This is a genomic window from Pseudomonas sp. ML2-2023-3, assembly GCF_037055275.1.
Classification (GTDB): domain Bacteria; phylum Pseudomonadota; class Gammaproteobacteria; order Pseudomonadales; family Pseudomonadaceae; genus Aquipseudomonas.
The window spans coordinates 4354200-4370856 of record NZ_CP146343.1 but is presented as its reverse complement, the minus strand read 5'-3'; the positions used below and the strand labels follow the sequence as shown (position 1 = coordinate 4370856).

Here is a 16657-nt window from a genome sequence, read left to right as displayed (position 1 = left end):
AGCGTGTGTGAATTATTGGGCATGAGCGCCAACGTCCCGACCGATATTGTGTTCAGTTTCACCGGCCTGATGCAGCGTGGCGGGCGTACCGGCCCGCACCGTGATGGCTGGGGTATTGCCTTTTATGAGGGGCGTGGTCTGCGCCTGTTCCAGGACCCGGCCGCCAGTTGCGACTCCGAAGTCGCGTTGCTGGTTCAGCGTTACCCGATCAAGAGCGAAGTGGTCATCGGGCACATCCGACAGGCCAACGTGGGCAAGGTATGCCTGTCGAACACGCATCCGTTTGTTCGTGAACTGTGGGGGCGCAACTGGTGTTTTGCGCACAATGGCCAATTGGCCGATTTGTCGCCGAGCACCCGCTTTTACCGCCCCATTGGCGACACCGACAGCGAAGCGGCGTTTTGTGACTTGCTCAATCGGGTGCGCGAGAAATTCCCCGAGCCGGTTGACGTCGAAAGCATCCTGCCGGTGCTGGTAGAGGCCTGCGCCGAGTTTCGCAGCAAAGGCGTGTTCAACTGCCTGCTCAGCGACGGAGACTGGTTGTTCTGCTACTGCTCGACCAAACTGGCGCAAATTACCCGCCGCGCCCCGTTTGGTCCGGCGCGCCTGAAAGATGTCGACGTGATCGTCGATTTTCAGGCCGAAACAACGCCCAACGATGTGGTCACCGTGATCGCCACCGAGCCTTTGACCGAAAACGAAACCTGGACGCGCTATGAACCGGGCCAATGGAGCCTGTGGCGACGCGGCGAATGCGTCAGCCAGGGCACAACCGAATAAGGATGGGCGGACATGTTCTTGAGCTACCTGCGGTTGGTGTTGTTTACCATTGGTTTGTTGATGGGTGTGCAAGTGCCAGGGTTCATCAATGATTATGCCAATCGCGTCGAAGCTCATCTGATCGAAGCCCAGACCGGGCTGGCGGGTTTCCAGAACACCGCCAACCAGTTTTTCAAGGGCGACCTGCAAGCGTTGGTGGCGCATTACCAGGCCAGCGACGACCCGGTGTTTCGCAGTGATGCCACAAGCCTGGGCACCTTGCTGAACCGTCAGCGCCTGCTCGATGATCAGTTCCAGGCCATGCAGGGCCCGTGGTACATGCGCGCCCTGCAAGTGGCCTATGCGGCCGACCCGGCCATCCGCGAAGAAACCCTGAACGCCTACACCTACCAGGTGTTGCTGTCGCCGGGGGCAATCGGCTGGGCGATGGCGGGGGCCTTGCTGTTCTCCTTCGTCATTGAAGGATTCTTGCGGCTGGTGGATTGGGTCGTGCTGGGCGGCAAGCGCCAGCGTGAACGCCTGGCCCGTCGCGAGCGCAGTTACTAAGCTCACCCTGTTCCAGGGGCAGAGCGTGTTAAGCAATCAAATTTTTCTTATGTCCGAGTCCGGCTTTTATTAGTTGGACGAACGGCGTGCACCTGTCGAAAAATGGCCCGCACTTAAACTATAAAAAGACCACAGGAGCATCATCGTGAGCCGCCTGTTATTGAATTGCGACATGGGTGAGAGTTTCGGCAGCTGGACCATGGGCCTGGATGCCGACGTCATGGCGTTTATCGATTGCGCCAACATCGCCTGCGGCTTCCACGCGGGAGACCCGGGCATCATGCGCAAAACCGTGGCACTGGCCGTGGCGCATGACGTGACAATCGGTGCCCATCCGGCGTATCAGGACCTGGCGGGCTTCGGTCGCCGCTCGATGGCCTACTCGGCGCAAGAGCTGCAAGACCTGCTGCATTATCAGATCGGTGCGCTGGACGGTATTTGCCGCGCCCAGGGCACACGGGTCAGCTACGTCAAGCCTCACGGCGCGATGTACAACGACATGATGGCCAATCCCGCGCAACTGCGGGCAGTGATCCAGGCCCTGGCCGCTTATGATTCAAGCCTGCCGCTGATGCTGATGGCCACACGTGACAACAGCGCTGCGCAGGCCATTGGTGATGAGTTCGGCGTGACCCTGTGGTTCGAAGCCTTTGCCGACCGCGCTTACGACAGTGCCGGGCGCCTGGTCTCCCGACAGTTGCCGGGTGCCGTGCATCACGAGGCGGATGTCATCGTGCAACAGGCCCTGACCATCGCAGCGGGCAAGGCGCTGATTGCCAGTGATGGCAGCGCCTTGCATCTGCACGCCAATACCCTGTGTGTGCATGGCGATAACGCCAGTTCAGTGGCTGCAGTGCAGCAGATTCGCGATGCCCTGAATCAGCAGGCGCAGGCATGAAGCCGCGTATCGAAGTGGTGGCTATCGATTGCCTGATGCTGCGTTTGTTCGATGAGATTGCCGAAACCAACATGCCCTGGATGCTGGCGCTCAGCGAGCGGCTGCGAGCCAGCTTTGCCGGGTACCTGATCGATCTGGTGCCGTCTTACACCACCATGATGGTGCATTACGATGGCTTGGCGCTGAGCCCGGCCCAGGCCCGTGAGTTGATTGCCCTGGCGCTGACTGACCTGCGCCCTGAGACCCAAAACCTTGGGCAATGCCATGTTCTGCCGGTGTGGTACGACGTGAGCGTTGGCCCGGAGCTTACGTTGCTGGCCCAGCGCGCAAGTTGCCCGGTCAGTGAGGTTATTCGCCGTCACAGCGACCATGAGTATCAGGTGTTTGCCTTGGGGTTTGCCCCCGGTTTTGCCTTTATGGGGCTGGTGGAAGAAGCCCTGGCCGCACCGCGCCTGGCGACTCCGCGAAAACGCGTGGCCAGCGGAAGCGTCGGCATCGCCGAGCGCCAGACCGCTGCTTACCCGGCGCAATCACCCGGCGGCTGGAACCTTGTCGGGCGTACACCGAGCGCGCTGTTCGACCGTGAACGGGATGGCTACAGCCTGATGCAACCCGGCGATACGGTTCGGTTCGAACCTGTTTCCCGCGCCGAATTCATCCGTCTGGGTGGCGACGATACTCCTCAGGAGGCACTGGCATGAGCCGTTTATTGATTCAGGCCAGCACCCCATTGTGCCTGTTGCAAGACCGCGGGCGCTTTGGCGTGCGGCATCTGGGCGTGACCCAGGGCGGGGCAGCGGACTGGTTGTCGATGGCGTGGGCAAATTGGTTATTGGGTAATTCGCCGGATGCGGTTGTTATCGAAATCACCCTTGGCGGCTTGACCCTGGTTGCGCAAGACGATTGCACCCTGGCACTGGCGGGCGCTGACCTTGCTGGCGCAGTGGACGGGCAGGTACTCAAGCCTTGGCGCAGTTTTGCCCTGAAAAAAGGCCAGACCCTGACCCTTGCCCAGCCGCTGCTCGGTGCTCGGGCTTACCTGGCCGCTCCTGGGGGATTTGAGGCGCCCCAAGTATTGGGCAGTTGCGCCACCGTGGCCCGCGAACAACTGGGCGGGCCGGATGGTTTTGGACGCGGGCTGGCGGCAGGCGCTGAACTGAAGTATGCCGGGCATGGGCAGCCGTTGCGCGAACTGGCCCGTGAGCTGCAACCCGTGTTCAGCTCCAACCCCGCGCTGGACGTGGTATTAGGTGCACAAATAGGTGCCTTCAGCGGCCAAAGCACGTTCGATGCCTTCAACAGCCCTTGGACCCTGGACACCCGTGCCGATCGAATGGGCATCCGTTTACTGGGGCCGGCTCTGGTCTATCAGGGCGCACCGATGATTTCAGAAGGGATACCGTTGGGGGCGATTCAGGTACCGCCCGATGGTCAGCCGATCGTGCTGCTCAATGACCGTCAAACCATCGGTGGCTACCCGCGACTGGGGGCATTGACGCCATTGGCACTGGCGCGACTGGCCCAGTGCTTGCCAGGGGAGGGGGTGACTATGCGCCCGACCACGCAAGAGACTGCGCAGCGTCAGATGGTCGGGTTCATGCAGCGGTTCGTGCAGTAAATCTTGCAGGAGCGGGGTTGCTCGCGATTTCAGTCAACCCGGTGCATCAGGCATGTCGCGTTGATGCCATCGCGAGCAAGCCCGCTCCCACACGGTAAGCGCGGTACTACTTGGCCAAAAACCGCATCCCTTCTTCCAGCCCCTCAAGGTTCAGCGGGTACATGCGGTCTTCGATCAGATCGCGCACGATCCCGATGGACGCCGTGTAGTTCCAGGTGTCCTTGGGGTACGGGTTAATCCAGATGAGCTTTTTGTACTTCTCCATAAAGCGCTGCATCCACTTGTAACCCGGCTCTTCGTTCCAGTGTTCGACACTCCCCCCCGCATGGGTGATTTCATACGGCCCCATCGCCGCGTCGCCGATAAAAATCACTTTGTAATCGGCTCCGTACTTGTTCAGCAGGTCCTGGGTTGAAATGCGCTCAACCTGGCGGCGCTGGTTGTTCTTCCACACCGATTCATAGATGAAGTTGTGAAAGTAGTAGTACTCCAGATGCTTGAACTCGGTCTTGCAGGCCGAAAACAATTCCTCGCAGGTTTTCACATGGGAGTCCATCGAACCGCCGATGTCGAACAGCAACAGCAGCTTGATGTTATTGCGCCGTTCGGGACGCATCTGAATGTTCAGCAGGCCGGCATCGCGGGCGGTGTGATCGATGGTGCCGTCAATATCCAGCTCATCCGCCGCTCCCTGGCGGGCGAATTTGCGCAGGCGGCGTAATGCGACCTTGATATTGCGCGTACCCAGTTCGACCTGGTCGTCGAGATTTTTGTACTCGCGCTGCTCCCAGACCTTGGCAGCCTTGCCCTGGCGCGCGCCCGCATCGCCTACACGAATGCCTTCGGGGTGATAGCCACCCGAGCCGAACGGGCTGGTGCCGCCCGTGCCGATCCATTTGTTGCCACCGGCATGGCGCTCCTTTTGCTCCTCAAGACGTTGCTTGAATGCCTCGATCAGCTTGTCCAGACCGCCCAGGGACTGGAGTTGCGCACGATCCTCGTCGCTCAGGGAACGCTCGAATTCCTTGCGCAGCCAGTCTTCGGGAATTAGGGCCTCAAGGTGTTCGTTGAGGTTTTGCAAGCCATTGAAGTAGGCGCCAAAGGCACGGTCGAACTTGTCGAAATGACGTTCGTCCTTCACCAGAATCGTGCGCGCCAGGTAATAAAATTCGTCCATGTCGGCGAAGGTCACGCGGTGTTTCAGGGCGTTGATCAGGTCCAGCAGTTCACGCACTGAAACCGGCACCTTGGCCGCACGCATTTCATTGAACAGATTAAGCAGCATGCTTATCGCCTTCTTGAAAAATCAGCGATTGGGGCGACGGCTCATAAACGCCAGGCGCTCAAGCAATTGCACGTCCTGCTCGTTTTTCACCAGCGCACCGGCCAGTGGCGGGATAGCCTTGGTCGGATCGCGTTCGCGCAATACCGCTTCGCCGATATTGTCGGCCATCAGTAGCTTGAGCCAATCCACCAGCTCGGAGGTCGAAGGTTTTTTCTTCAGGCCAGGCACTTTGCGCACGTCGAAAAAGACGTCAAGGGCTTCGCTGACCAGCTCTTTCTTGATGTTCGGGAAGTGAACATCAACGATTTTCTGCAGCGTGGTGCGGTCCGGGAAACTGATGTAGTGGAAGAAGCAGCGGCGCAGGAAGGCGTCCGGCAACTCTTTCTCGTTATTGGAGGTAATGATGATGATCGGGCGAACCTTGGCCTTGATCGTCTCATCGGTCTCGTAAACGTAGAACTCCATCTTGTCGAGTTCTTGCAACAGGTCGTTGGGGAACTCGATGTCGGCCTTGTCGATTTCGTCGATCAGCAGGATGATCCGTTCTTCAGCCTCGAAGGCTTCCCACAACTTGCCCTTTTTCAGGTAGTTGCGAACATCGTGCACCTTGTCGACACCCAGTTGCGAGTCACGCAGGCGGCTGACGGCGTCGTACTCGTACAGGCCCTGGTGGGCCTTGGTCGTGGACTTGATATGCCAGGTGATCAGCTTGCAGCCAAAGGACTCGGCCAGTTGCTCGGCCAGCATGGTCTTGCCGGTGCCGGGCTCGCCCTTGACCAACAGCGGGCGCTCCAGGGTGATTGCTGCGTTGACCGCCAGCTTCAGGTCATCGGTGGCCACATAGGCGCGAGTGCCTTCGAACTTCATCTGTTATTCCTCAAACCATGACCCGGGCCCTGCATGGGGCAGGGCGGGGGAACTAAAAGTATGTCCGACTATAACGCGCCGCCCGACGAACATGAACGCAGACGCACCATTCAGTCTCTGAATGAAGCGTCACGTCATGACTGGACGCATGTCGGCGTGAGGCCTACCCTTGGGATCTTCCCAAAAGGTGCACAAGGACCCCGCCATGAGCCGCATTTTTGCAGACAACGCCCAATCCATCGGCAACACGCCTTTAGTGCAGATCAACAGCATTGCACCCCGTGGCGTGACAATCCTGGCCAAGATCGAAGGCCGTAACCCCGGTTATTCGGTCAAATGCCGAATTGGCGCCAACATGATCTGGGATGCCGAAAGCCGCGGCGTGCTCAAGCCGGGCATGACCATCATCGAGCCTACGTCGGGGAACACGGGGATCGGCCTGGCGTTTGTCGCAGCAGCGCGCGGTTATAAATTGACGTTGACCATGCCGTCATCGATGAGCATAGAACGGCGCAAGGTGCTAAAGGCGCTGGGGGCCGAGCTGGTGTTGACCGAGCCGGCCAAGGGCATGAAGGGCGCTATCGACAAGGCCGCAGAAATCCAGGCCAGCGACCCGGCGCGGTACTTCATGCCGCAGCAGTTTGAAAATCCGGCCAACCCGGCGATTCATGAAAAAACCACGGGTCCGGAAATCTGGAACGACACCGATGGCGGCGTTGACGTGCTGGTTTCTGGCGTCGGTACCGGCGGTACGATTACCGGGGTTTCGCGCTATATCAAGCACACCCAGGGCAAGCCGATTTTGTCGGTGGCAGTTGAGCCCATCACTTCGCCGGTGATTACCCAGGCGCTGGCGGGGGAGGAAATCAAGCCATCACCGCACAAGATCCAGGGTATCGGCGCCGGTTTCGTACCGAAAAACCTTGATCTGTCGATTGTCGACAAGGTCGAGCTGGTCAGCGATGACGAATCCAAGGCCATGGCCCTGCGCCTGATGCAGGAAGAAGGCATCTTGTGCGGGATCTCCTGCGGGGCTGCGATGGCCGTGGCGGTGCGCCTGGCAGAAACCCCGGAAATGCAAGGCAAGACCATTGTCGTGATCCTTCCGGATTCGGGTGAGCGCTACCTGTCGAGCTTCCTGTTCAGCGACATGTTCAGTGAGCAGGAGCTGCACCAGTAAACACGGGCCTGTAGCCGCCGGCGCAGCCTGCGCCAGCGGCTACGGTTGTTGCTGACCCACGTCAAAGCGATTTGCTCCTCAACATGCATAATCATTACCCTTCGCGTAGTACATTGCTCCGAATATTGGTTTCGATGGGTTTTGTCCTACGTCGCTAGTGTTTATCATGGCCGGCTGCCACGTCGGGCTATTGGTGCCGCACGGTATTTTCGAGGAGTTGTTGCATGACCTTATCCTTCGCCATCAAGGCAGGGCTCATACTGCTGTTTGTCGGCAGCATCCTTTACGTGCATTTTCGCGGTAAGGCACGGCTGCCGGTGTTACGCCAGTTCGTCAATCACTCAGCGTTCTTTGCGCCCTACAACGCCCTGATGTACTTGTTCTCCGGCGTACCGTCCAAACCGTACCTGGACCGCAGCAAGTTCCCTGAGCTGGATGTCCTCAAGGACAACTGGCAAGCGATCCGCGAAGAAGCCATGCACCTGTTCGACGAGGGCTACATTCGCGCCGCAGAAAAAAATAACGACGCCGGCTTTGGCTCGTTTTTCAAAAAAGGCTGGAAGCGTTTTTACCTCAAGTGGTACGACAAGGCGTTGCCATCGGCCGAGTTGCTGTGCCCGAAAACCGTTGAGCTGGTCAACAGCATCCCCAATGTTAAAGGCGCGATGTTTGCCTTGCTGCCGGGCGGTAGCCACCTCAACCCGCACCGTGATCCGTTTGCCGGATCGCTGCGATATCACCTGGGGCTGTCGACCCCCAACTCCGATGCCTGCCGTATCTTCGTAGATGGTGAGGAATACGCGTGGCGTGATGGTGAAGACGTGATGTTCGACGAGACCTACGTGCATTGGGTCAAGAATGAGACCGACATGACTCGCGTCATCCTGTTTTGCGATATCGAACGCCCGCTTACCAGTCCCTTCATGACCCGTATCAACCGCTGGGTCAGCGCGCAACTGGGTAAAGCCACTGCGCCGCAGAACCTCGATGATGAGCGCGTAGGCGGCATCAACAAGGCGTACGCCTGGAGCAAAACCTTCAGCGATCGCTTCAGCGGCGTGGTCAAGCAATGGAAGCGCCGCAATCCCAAGTTGTATCGCATAGCCCGCCCGATATTGGCAGTGCTGGTGCTGGTACTGCTGTGGCGTTGGTTGTTTGGCTGATTTCACAACATAAAAGAACCGCTCATGAGTGAGCGGTTTTTTTTGGATTATTAAAGCGGGCTGCCTGCTAAAACACCTGAAGGTTCATCTGCTTTGCTGCCATTGACTGCAACGCGTAAAAAACGCTGCTGAGTGGCTGAAGTGGTCGCACCTCGGGGTTTACTCTCACTGTGGGGCTTGGTCTTTGGTGAGGCGGGTGTTGGGGTCGTGACCGGCATATCGCCACCATTTTGGTTGTTTATTGTACAGCGCAAATGATGCTCGACCTTCTTCAGGTCTATAACAAGCCGTCCGAATGCATCAAATTTAAACCCCAGTTCCTGATAGACCTTCATGGCTTCCTGGGCCGGTTCTTGAATTTCCAGCCACCGACTTCCCACCTTTTGCGCATAGTGCTCCACGGCAAGCATTGCCACCGCAGCTACGCGATTTTTCAGCGGATGTCGGATGTCGGGGTTGCCTTCCAGTCGGATAATTTTGGTTCGCAACCGGCTCTGGTTGGGGTTGGCGAAACACAGTCCGCAAAGCTCTGAGCCGCACCAGATGGATAAGTCGAATGACCAGGGTTCCCTGGCCTTCCAGAGGGGTACTTCTTCCCATGAAAAGTGAACGCCATCCCCCCACCCATTGAATGCGTCAAGTGCCAGGGCGTCGATGGGTCTGAACACTATGGCTTCACCGGACTGTGTTGGCAGTGCGTTGGCCAGTATTGAGCAAGCTGCTGTCCTGGCCTGTGATTTAAAAAGCTGGTGCTTGAGCCGGGTTCTGGGTTTTGGCATAGAGCTGTCTGAGCGAATGTGTAGCTCTTCGTTTTACTCGACTCTCGCCCATTCTTAATCAGTTGAGTCGTTGCATTTAATGTCGGGCGCTGGTTATAGTCGACGCTCGATATCCTCTCTTCAAAAAGATCAGCCCATGCCGGTTTCCTTTCCACATAGCGTTGTCGTTTCAGCAGTCACTGCTGGCGTCGTGCCGTGTGCAAACCAGCAGCCTGCGCAGATCAGTCACTACCCACCTCCTGTCAGTCGCACTGTGGTGTACGTCGTCGTATCGCCACCGGGTGTTGTTGCGGGCTGAGCTGATCGCTCGGCTGCCCGTACCCGTCTAAAAAACCATTGAACTTCAGTTTCGGCTGAGTCGGCTTTTTTGCCTGATGACAGGTGTTATCCATGTTTTATATGACTAAAGAGTCCGCGCTGGCGGCTGCTTCCACGTGCCTGTTTGTACTGCTGTGGAGCAGCGGTGCGATTTTCTCCAAATGGGGGCTGGCTCACGCCTCGCCGTTTGCCTTTTTGTTGATCCGTTTTGCTATTGCCTTGATGGCTTTGGTGCTGATCATCCCGTTGATGAAGTTTCAGATGCCCCGTGGCGCCAGGGCGATCAGTTATGCGATGGCAACGGGTGTGGTGTTGCTGGCGGCGTATCAGATTTTTTATCTGTTGGCACTGGAGCTGAAAGTGACGCCCGGCGTCATGGCCACGGTGATGGGTGTGCAGCCGATTCTCACTGCCGTGATCATGGAGCGTAAACACTCCTTGAGCCGTTCCCTCGGGTTGCTGCTGGGGCTGGCCGGGCTGGTTCTGGTGGTGTACCAGAACATCGGTCTGGCGGGTTTGTCGTGGGCCGGGATGTTGTTTGCCCTGTTGGCCCTTGCCAGCATGACGGCAGGGACCTTGATGCAAAAACGCATCACCCGGAATCCTCTCGGCACACTGCCGTTGCAATACCTTGCAGGTCTGCTGGTGTGCGCGGTGTGTGTGCCGTTCCAGCCATTTCACTTCGAGCACGGCGCGGGCTTTGTGGTGCCGGTTTTGTGGATGGGGCTGGTGGTTTCGGTGATGGCAACCTTGCTGCTGTACCGGATGATTGCCCGAGGCAACCTGGTCAACGTCACCAGCCTGTTCTATCTGGTGCCCGCCGTGACTGCGTTCATGGACTACCTGATTTTCGGCAACAAGCTGGCAGCGTTGAGTGTGCTCGGGATGGCCATGATTATCATCGGGTTGATGTTTGTGTTCCGTAAGACCACCTGAGGATACTGCTTGTGTTTGTGTAGCCGCTGCGGCAGCGGCTACAGATTCAGGTTTTGGCCAACGCTCCGGGCTTGAGCACCAGCCACAGCGCCACGGCGATCAGCAGCCCGCCATACAGGTGCGCCATTGACAGCGGCTCACCCAGAAACAGCGCGCCCCACAGCACGCCAAACGGCGGGATCATGAACGTTACGGTCATGGATTTGACCGGTCCAATGCTTGTCAGTAAGCGGAAGTACAGGATGTAGGCAAATGCCGTGCACACCAGCCCCAGTCCCAGCAACGATAACCACACACTCATTCCACCCCAGCTCACGGGTGGCTGATTAATCACACTCAGGCCAAACAGAGGCAACAGGAACAGGGTTGCCCCAAGCATGCTGCCCAAGGCCGAAAGCCGTGGGTCAAGACCGCCTTGCTGGTCCAGCCAGCGGCGGGCCAGAAAGCCGGCAAAGCCATAAAAGGTGGTGGCCAGCAGGCAGGCGAGGGCGCCCATCAGCAAGTCCAGATTGAAAGCAACCGGCCCGGCCCGGGTCAAGATCCCTACACCGAGTAATCCCAGAAACACCCCGGCCATTTTGGTCAGGGTCAGTTTTTCGCTGAAAAACAGACCGCCAATCAACACGCCCATCAACGGGGTGGTGGCGTTGAAAATGGATGAGTAACCGGCAGGCAATACCTGGGCCGCCACCGAATACAGTGTGGCCGGAACGCCGGAGTTGATGACCCCCAGAATCAAAATGACCTTGAGCTTGCCGCCGAAATCCCAGCGCACGCGCATCAGCGCCAAGATCACCACCAGGCCCGTAGCGGCGATGGATACCCGGAAGAATGCAGTAGGAATGGTCCCAAGCACTGGTGCGATGATCCGCATAAACAGAAAGCTGGCCCCCCAAATGCCTGCTAACGACAGCATGCGCACCAAATCGACAAGTCTCACGGGATTTTCCTTACAGGTTTCAAGGCAGGCAGTGTAGGGGATGCAGCGGACAAGACAACGCGCTAATTCCTACAGATTCGTGCATGAGCGCCTAAATCTGCGACAATCCGCCCCCTGCATTTACGAAGATTTTGCGCACCTGATGACTGACGAATCGCCTGCTATCGACCAACTGTTGAAAAACCTTGATCAAGCCATGATCGCCGATCGCCACAAGCTGCGTCGGCAACTGCATGAGCTGCGCAAAAAGCCTGACGAGGCCAAGCTGGCCGTCTGGGCCGAGCGGGTCCAGGCATCCTGTGCGCAGGTGACAGCACGGGCGGCCAGTGTGCCGTTGATTCGCTATGACGAAAATCTGCCGATTGCCGCCAAGCGCGATGAGATCAAGGCGGCGCTGCTCAAGCATCAGGTGTTGATTCTGGCGGGTGAGACCGGCTCGGGCAAAACCACCCAATTGCCGAAAATCTGCCTTGAAATCGGCCGTGGACAACACGGTCTGATTGGCCACACTCAGCCGCGCCGGATCGCTGCGCGCAGCGTTGCCAGCCGGGTAGCCGAAGAGCTGGGCACGCCACTGGGCGCATTGGTCGGCTATCAGGTGCGGTTTGAAGATCAGAGCGATTCCAATACCCTGGTCAAGTTGATGACCGATGGCATCCTGCTGGCCGAAACCCAGCACGACCGCTATCTCGAGCGCTATGACACGATCATCGTCGATGAAGCTCACGAACGCAGTCTGAACATCGATTTCCTGCTGGGTTATCTGAAGATTCTGCTGCCGCGCCGTCCGGACCTGAAAGTCATCATCACGTCGGCGACCATCGATCTGGAGCGCTTCTCCAAGCACTTCAATGACGCGCCAATTGTCGAGGTGTCGGGCCGTACCTTCCCGGTCGAGACCTGGTATCGCCCGTTGACCTCCGAGCAGGACGAAGAGGGCAACAATGTCGAAGAAGACCTGAGTGTCGATCAGGCCATCATTGCCACGCTGGACGAAATTGCGGCCTTCGAGCGCAGTGAGCGCAAAAGCCCTGGCGACGTGCTGGTGTTTTTGCCCGGTGAACGCGAAATTCGCGATGCCGCCGACATGTTGCGCAAGGCGCAGCTCAAGCACACTGAAATTTTGCCGTTGTACGCGCGGCTGTCGCCTGCCGAACAGCAGCGGATTTTCCAGTCGCACCCGGGCCGTCGTGTGGTACTGGCGACCAACGTGGCGGAGACTTCGCTCACGGTTCCGGGCATTCGCTATGTGATCGACAGTGGTACGGCCCGTATCAGTCGTTACAGCTACCGGGCCAAGGTACAGCGTCTGCCGATCGAGGCGATTTCCCAGGCCAGCGCCAACCAGCGCAAGGGGCGTTGCGGCCGGGTCGAACCGGGTATCTGTGTGCGGCTGTATGCCGAAGAAGACTTTAACGGCCGCCCGGAGTTTACCGATCCCGAGATTTTGCGTACCAACCTTGCGGCAGTAATCCTGCAGATGCTGCACCTGCGTCTGGGCGAAATTACCGCATTTCCGTTTATTGAGCCGCCGGATGGCAAGGCGATCACCGACGGTTTCAACCTGCTGCAAGAGTTGTCGGCGGTTAACCGCGAGAATCAGCTCACGCCGCTGGGGCGCCAGTTGGCACGTTTGCCGGTGGACCCGCGCATGGGCCGTATGTTGCTCGAAGCCGCCAAGCTCGGCAGCTTGCAGGAAGTATTGATTGTCGCCAGTGCGATGTCGGTGCAAGACCCGCGTGAGCGACCGCCGGAGCGTCAACAAGCGGCGGATCAGGCCCACGCTCAATGGAAAGATGTCGACTCTGACTTCGCCGGTCTGATCAACGTATGGCGCGGCTTTGAAGAGCAGCGCCAGGCGTTGACGGCCAGCCCGTTGCGTAACTGGTGCCGCAAAAACTTCCTCAACTACCTGCGGTTGCGCGAGTGGCGTGATTCCCATCGGCAATTGAGCCTGATCTGTCGCGATATGCAGCTCACGGTCAATCAAGAGCCCGCCGATTACCCGAAATTGCACAAGGCGGTGCTGTCCGGTTTGCTGAGCCAGATCGGTCAAAAAACCGAAGACGGCGATTACCTGGGCGCGCGTCAGCGCCGGTTCTGGATTCATCCCTCGTCGGGTCTGGGCAAAAAGCGCCCGCAGTGGTTGATGACCGCCGAACTGGTAGAGACCACCAAGCTGTATGCGCGCATGGTGGCCAAGATCGAGCCGGACTGGATCGAACCGCTGGCCGGGCATTTGATCAAAAAGAACTATTTCGAACCCCATTGGGAGAAGAAGCGCGGGCAAGTGGTGGCTTACGAGCAAATCACCTTGTTCGGCCTGATCGTGGTCGGTCGCCGTGCCGTGCACTACGGGCCGATTGACCCGGTACTGTCCCGTGAGTTGTTTATCCGTGAAGGGCTGGTGCGTGGCGAGATTCAGTCCCGTGCCAAGTGCCTGACCGCCAATGCGCAGCTGCTGGAGCAGCTCGACGAGCTGGAAGCCAAGGCCCGGCGCCGGGACATCCTGGCCGACGAAGAAACCCTGTATGCGTTCTATGACGCCCGCCTGCCCGCCGAGATTCATCAGACCGCGACCTTTGACAGCTGGTACCGGGTCAACAGCCAGAAAGACCCGCAGCTGTTGATCATGCGCGAAGAAGACGTGCTGGCCCGTGAAGCCACCGAAATCACCGCCCGGCATTACCCGGACACGCTGCACTTGGGTGATCTGACCCTTGAGCTGAGTTATCACTTTGAACCCAACCACCCCCGTGATGGTGTGACGGTCAAGGTGCCTGCGCCGTTGCTGCCGGTATTGCCGCCTGAGCGGCTGGAATGGCTGGTGCCCGGCATGATCGAAGCCAAGTGCATCGCTCTGGTGCGCAGTTTGCCCAAGGCGTTGCGCAAAAACTTTGTACCGGTGCCTGACTTCATCAAGGCGGCATTGGAGCGCATGGAGTTTGCCCAAGGTTCACTGCCACAGACCCTGGGCCGCGAACTGCTGCGCATGACCGGTGCACGGGTAAGTGACGAGGCGTGGGCAGAGGCCGCGCAGCAGGTCGAAAATCATCTGAAGATGAACATCGAGGTGGTCGACGCTGATGGCAAGTTCCTGGGTGAGGGACGTGATCTGGCCGAGTTGACGGCGCGTTTCGCCCAGGCCAGCCAGGCGGCACTGGCCGTACCGCAAACGGCGAAAAATCAGCAGCCGGTGGAGGCCAAGGTGTTCGCCCCGGTTGCCGAGAAGACCCAGCAAAAGATCGCGGGCCTGTCGATGACGGTTTACCCGGCGTTGGTGGAAGAGGGCAATACGGTCAAGGAGGGGCGTTTCTCGACTCCGGCCGAGGCTGAATACCAGCATCGCCGAGCCTTGCAGCGCTTGTTGATGCAACAACTGGCGGAGCCCGCGAAGTTCTTGCGCGGCAAGCTGCCGGGGCTGACCGAACTGGGCTTGTTGTACCGTGAGCTTGGCCGGGTCGAAAGTCTGGTCGAAGACATTCTGCTGGCAAGCCTCGACAGCTGCATCCTTGAAGGCGAAGCGGTATTGCCTCGTGATGGTGCCGGGCTGGCCTCACTGGCCGAGCGCAAGCGCGGAGCCTGGACCGAGCATGCCGAAAAGCTGGCCAGGCTGACGCTGGATATTCTCAAGCTCTGGCACGGTCTGCAAAAACGCTTCAAAGGCAAGATCGATCTGGCCCAGGCGGTTGCCCTGAATGACATCAAGCAGCAGTTGAGTCATCTGGTGTATCCAGGTTTTGTCCGCGAAACCCCGGCCATATGGCTCAAGGAGCTGCCGCGTTACCTCAAGGCGATAGAAATGCGTCTTGAGAAACTGCCGGGGCAGGTTCAAAAAGACCGGGTCTGGAGCGGTGAGCTGAGCGGGCTTTGGGCGCAGTATCAAGCGCGTGCCACCAAGCACGCCCAGGAAGGCAAGCGCGACCCGCAGCTTGAGTTGTACCGCTGGTGGCTGGAGGAATACCGCGTGTCGTTGTTCGGCCAGCAACTGGGTACCAAGGTGCCGATTTCGGACAAGCGCCTGGGCAAGCAATGGAGTGCGGTGGACGCTTGAACCCCTGTGACCTGTGGGAGCGGCTGGCTCTCGATGCAATCGCGAGCCAGCCCGCTCCCACGGGACATTGACCGTAACATCCGCAAATAACGCCAAATGCTGGCATTTATGGCAAACTTCGCGGCTATCGACAGCTGAATACATATAGAGGAACGACCGTGCATAACGTCGTCATTAGCGGCACCGGCCTGTATACCCCGGCCAACAGCATCTCCAACGAAGAGCTGGTGCAGTCTTTCAATACCTATGTGCAACAGTTCAACGCGGACAACGCCGAGGCTATCGAGGCCGGTGATGTCCAGCCTCTGGCCGAATCGAGCGCTGCATTTATCGAAAAGGCATCGGGCATCAAAAGCCGCTTTGTGATGGACAAGGACGGCATTCTTGACCCGCAACGCATGCGCCCGCACTTGCCGGCCCGTAGCAATGACGAAATGTCGGTGCTCTGCGAAATGGCCGTTGGCGCCGCCAAACAGGCGCTGGAACGAGCGGGCAAAACAGCTGCCGATATCGACGGCGTGATTGTGGCGTGCTCCAACCTGCAACGCCCGTATCCTGCGATTGCCATCGAGGTGCAACACGCGCTGGGCATTCAGGGTTTTGGTTTTGACATGAACGTGGCCTGTTCTTCGGCGACCTTCGGCATTCAGACCGCCAGCAACAGCGTCCAGTTGGGGCAGGCCCGCGCAGTGCTGCTGATCAGCCCTGAAGTGTGCACCGGCCACTTGAACTTCCGTGACCGTGACAGCCACTTTATCTTTGGTGATGCGGCGACGGCGGTGGTTGTCGAGCGTGCAGACCTGGCAACGTCCGAGCATCAGTTCGATATCGTCAGCACCAAATTGCTGACCACGTTCTCGAACAATATCCGCAACAACTTCGGCTTCCTTAACCGTGCTTCTGACGAGCTTGCTGACAGCCCGGACAAACTGTTCGTACAAGAAGGCCGCAAGGTGTTCCGTGACGTATGCCCGATGGTGGCTGAGCTGATCGGTCAGCATCTGCAAGAGAACCAGCTGGACGTTGAGCAGGTGAAGCGCTTCTGGCTGCACCAGGCCAACCTGAGCATGAACCACCTGATCGTGCGCAAATTGTTGGGGCGCGAAGCTTCCATCGAAGAAGCACCGGTCATTCTCGATACCTACGCCAACACCAGTTCGGCCGGTTCGGTCATTGCCTTCCATACGTATCAGGACGATCTGCCAAGCGGTGCATTGGCGGTATTGAGTTCGTTCGGCGCCGGTTATTCGATTGGCAGTGTGATTTTACGTAAACGTTAATCGCGCAGTGCTC

14 protein-coding genes are annotated in these 16657 nt (G+C 58.5%); 10 read left to right on the top strand and 4 right to left on the bottom strand.

The features are described 5' to 3' along the window. The first annotated feature begins 3 nt into the window (after positions 1–3). The 5 genes from V6P94_RS20175 to V6P94_RS20155 all read left to right on the top strand — a co-directional run bounded on the left by V6P94_RS20175 (position 4) and on the right by V6P94_RS20155 (position 3842). A complete protein-coding gene (locus V6P94_RS20175) occupies positions 4–780 on the top strand; it encodes a class II glutamine amidotransferase (protein ID WP_133078968.1) in 777 nt (258 codons plus the stop codon). Between the two features lie 12 nt (positions 781–792). Then, a complete protein-coding gene (locus V6P94_RS20170; RefSeq protein ID WP_133078969.1) occupies positions 793–1326 on the top strand; it encodes a DUF2937 family protein in 534 nt (177 codons plus the stop codon). 145 nt (positions 1327–1471) lie between these two features. Then, the gene (locus V6P94_RS20165; RefSeq protein ID WP_219263220.1) at positions 1472–2224 is read left to right on the top strand and encodes a 5-oxoprolinase subunit PxpA; all 753 of its coding nucleotides are present in this window, start codon (positions 1472–1474) and stop codon (positions 2222–2224) included. Next, positions 2221–2925 carry an allophanate hydrolase subunit 1 gene (locus tag V6P94_RS20160; RefSeq protein WP_133078971.1) on the top strand — a complete coding sequence of 235 codons (705 nt, stop codon included), beginning with the start codon at positions 2221–2223 and terminating at the stop codon, positions 2923–2925. Before V6P94_RS20165 ends, V6P94_RS20160 begins: the two co-directional genes overlap by 4 nt. Then, a complete protein-coding gene (locus V6P94_RS20155; protein WP_133078972.1) occupies positions 2922–3842 on the top strand; it encodes a biotin-dependent carboxyltransferase family protein in 921 nt (306 codons plus the stop codon). Before V6P94_RS20160 ends, V6P94_RS20155 begins: the two co-directional genes overlap by 4 nt. Positions 3843–3948: 106 nt before the next feature. Here V6P94_RS20155 and V6P94_RS20150 read toward each other — a convergent pair whose 3' ends face one another. Both V6P94_RS20150 and V6P94_RS20145 read right to left on the bottom strand, forming a co-directional pair. Further along, positions 3949–5127 carry a VWA domain-containing protein gene (locus V6P94_RS20150; RefSeq protein ID WP_133078973.1) on the bottom strand — a complete coding sequence of 393 codons (1179 nt, stop codon included), beginning with the start codon at positions 5125–5127 and terminating at the stop codon, positions 3949–3951. A gap of 21 nt (positions 5128–5148) precedes the next feature. Next, a complete protein-coding gene (locus V6P94_RS20145; RefSeq protein ID WP_338648475.1) occupies positions 5149–5994 on the bottom strand; it encodes a MoxR family ATPase in 846 nt (281 codons plus the stop codon). A 205-nt stretch (positions 5995–6199) separates the two neighbouring features. On the opposite strand from V6P94_RS20145, the gene cysK reads away from it, so the two are divergent. Further along, complete coding sequence (gene cysK / locus V6P94_RS20140) at positions 6200–7174, top strand: cysteine synthase A (RefSeq protein ID WP_133078974.1); 975 nt, start codon at positions 6200–6202, stop codon at positions 7172–7174. 224 nt (positions 7175–7398) lie between these two features. Further along, the gene (locus tag V6P94_RS20135; RefSeq protein WP_133078975.1) at positions 7399–8337 is read left to right on the top strand and encodes an aspartyl/asparaginyl beta-hydroxylase domain-containing protein; all 939 of its coding nucleotides are present in this window, start codon (positions 7399–7401) and stop codon (positions 8335–8337) included. Between the two features lie 50 nt (positions 8338–8387). On the opposite strand, the gene V6P94_RS20130 is transcribed toward V6P94_RS20135, so the two are convergent. Then, positions 8388–9116 carry a hypothetical protein gene (locus V6P94_RS20130; protein ID WP_338648473.1) on the bottom strand — a complete coding sequence of 243 codons (729 nt, stop codon included), beginning with the start codon at positions 9114–9116 and terminating at the stop codon, positions 8388–8390. Positions 9117–9506: 390 nt separating this feature from the next. Here V6P94_RS20130 and V6P94_RS20125 point away from each other — a divergent pair, with 390 nt between their 5' ends. Next, positions 9507–10370 carry a DMT family transporter gene (locus tag V6P94_RS20125; protein ID WP_338648471.1) on the top strand — a complete coding sequence of 288 codons (864 nt, stop codon included), beginning with the start codon at positions 9507–9509 and terminating at the stop codon, positions 10368–10370. A gap of 46 nt (positions 10371–10416) precedes the next feature. Here the strand turns inward: V6P94_RS20125 and V6P94_RS20120 are convergent, their stop codons facing one another. Then, positions 10417–11286, bottom strand: a complete 870-nt coding sequence (locus tag V6P94_RS20120; protein ID WP_257623075.1) for a DMT family transporter — start codon at positions 11284–11286, stop codon at positions 10417–10419. Positions 11287–11452: 166 nt separating this feature from the next. Between V6P94_RS20120 and hrpA the strand changes: the two genes are divergently transcribed. Both hrpA and V6P94_RS20110 read left to right on the top strand, forming a co-directional pair. Further along, positions 11453–15364, top strand: a complete 3912-nt coding sequence (gene hrpA, locus V6P94_RS20115) for an ATP-dependent RNA helicase HrpA (protein ID WP_338648469.1) — start codon at positions 11453–11455, stop codon at positions 15362–15364. A gap of 158 nt (positions 15365–15522) precedes the next feature. Continuing rightward, the gene (locus V6P94_RS20110) at positions 15523–16644 is read left to right on the top strand and encodes a beta-ketoacyl-ACP synthase III (protein WP_338648467.1); all 1122 of its coding nucleotides are present in this window, start codon (positions 15523–15525) and stop codon (positions 16642–16644) included. The last annotated feature ends 13 nt before the right edge of the window (positions 16645–16657 follow it).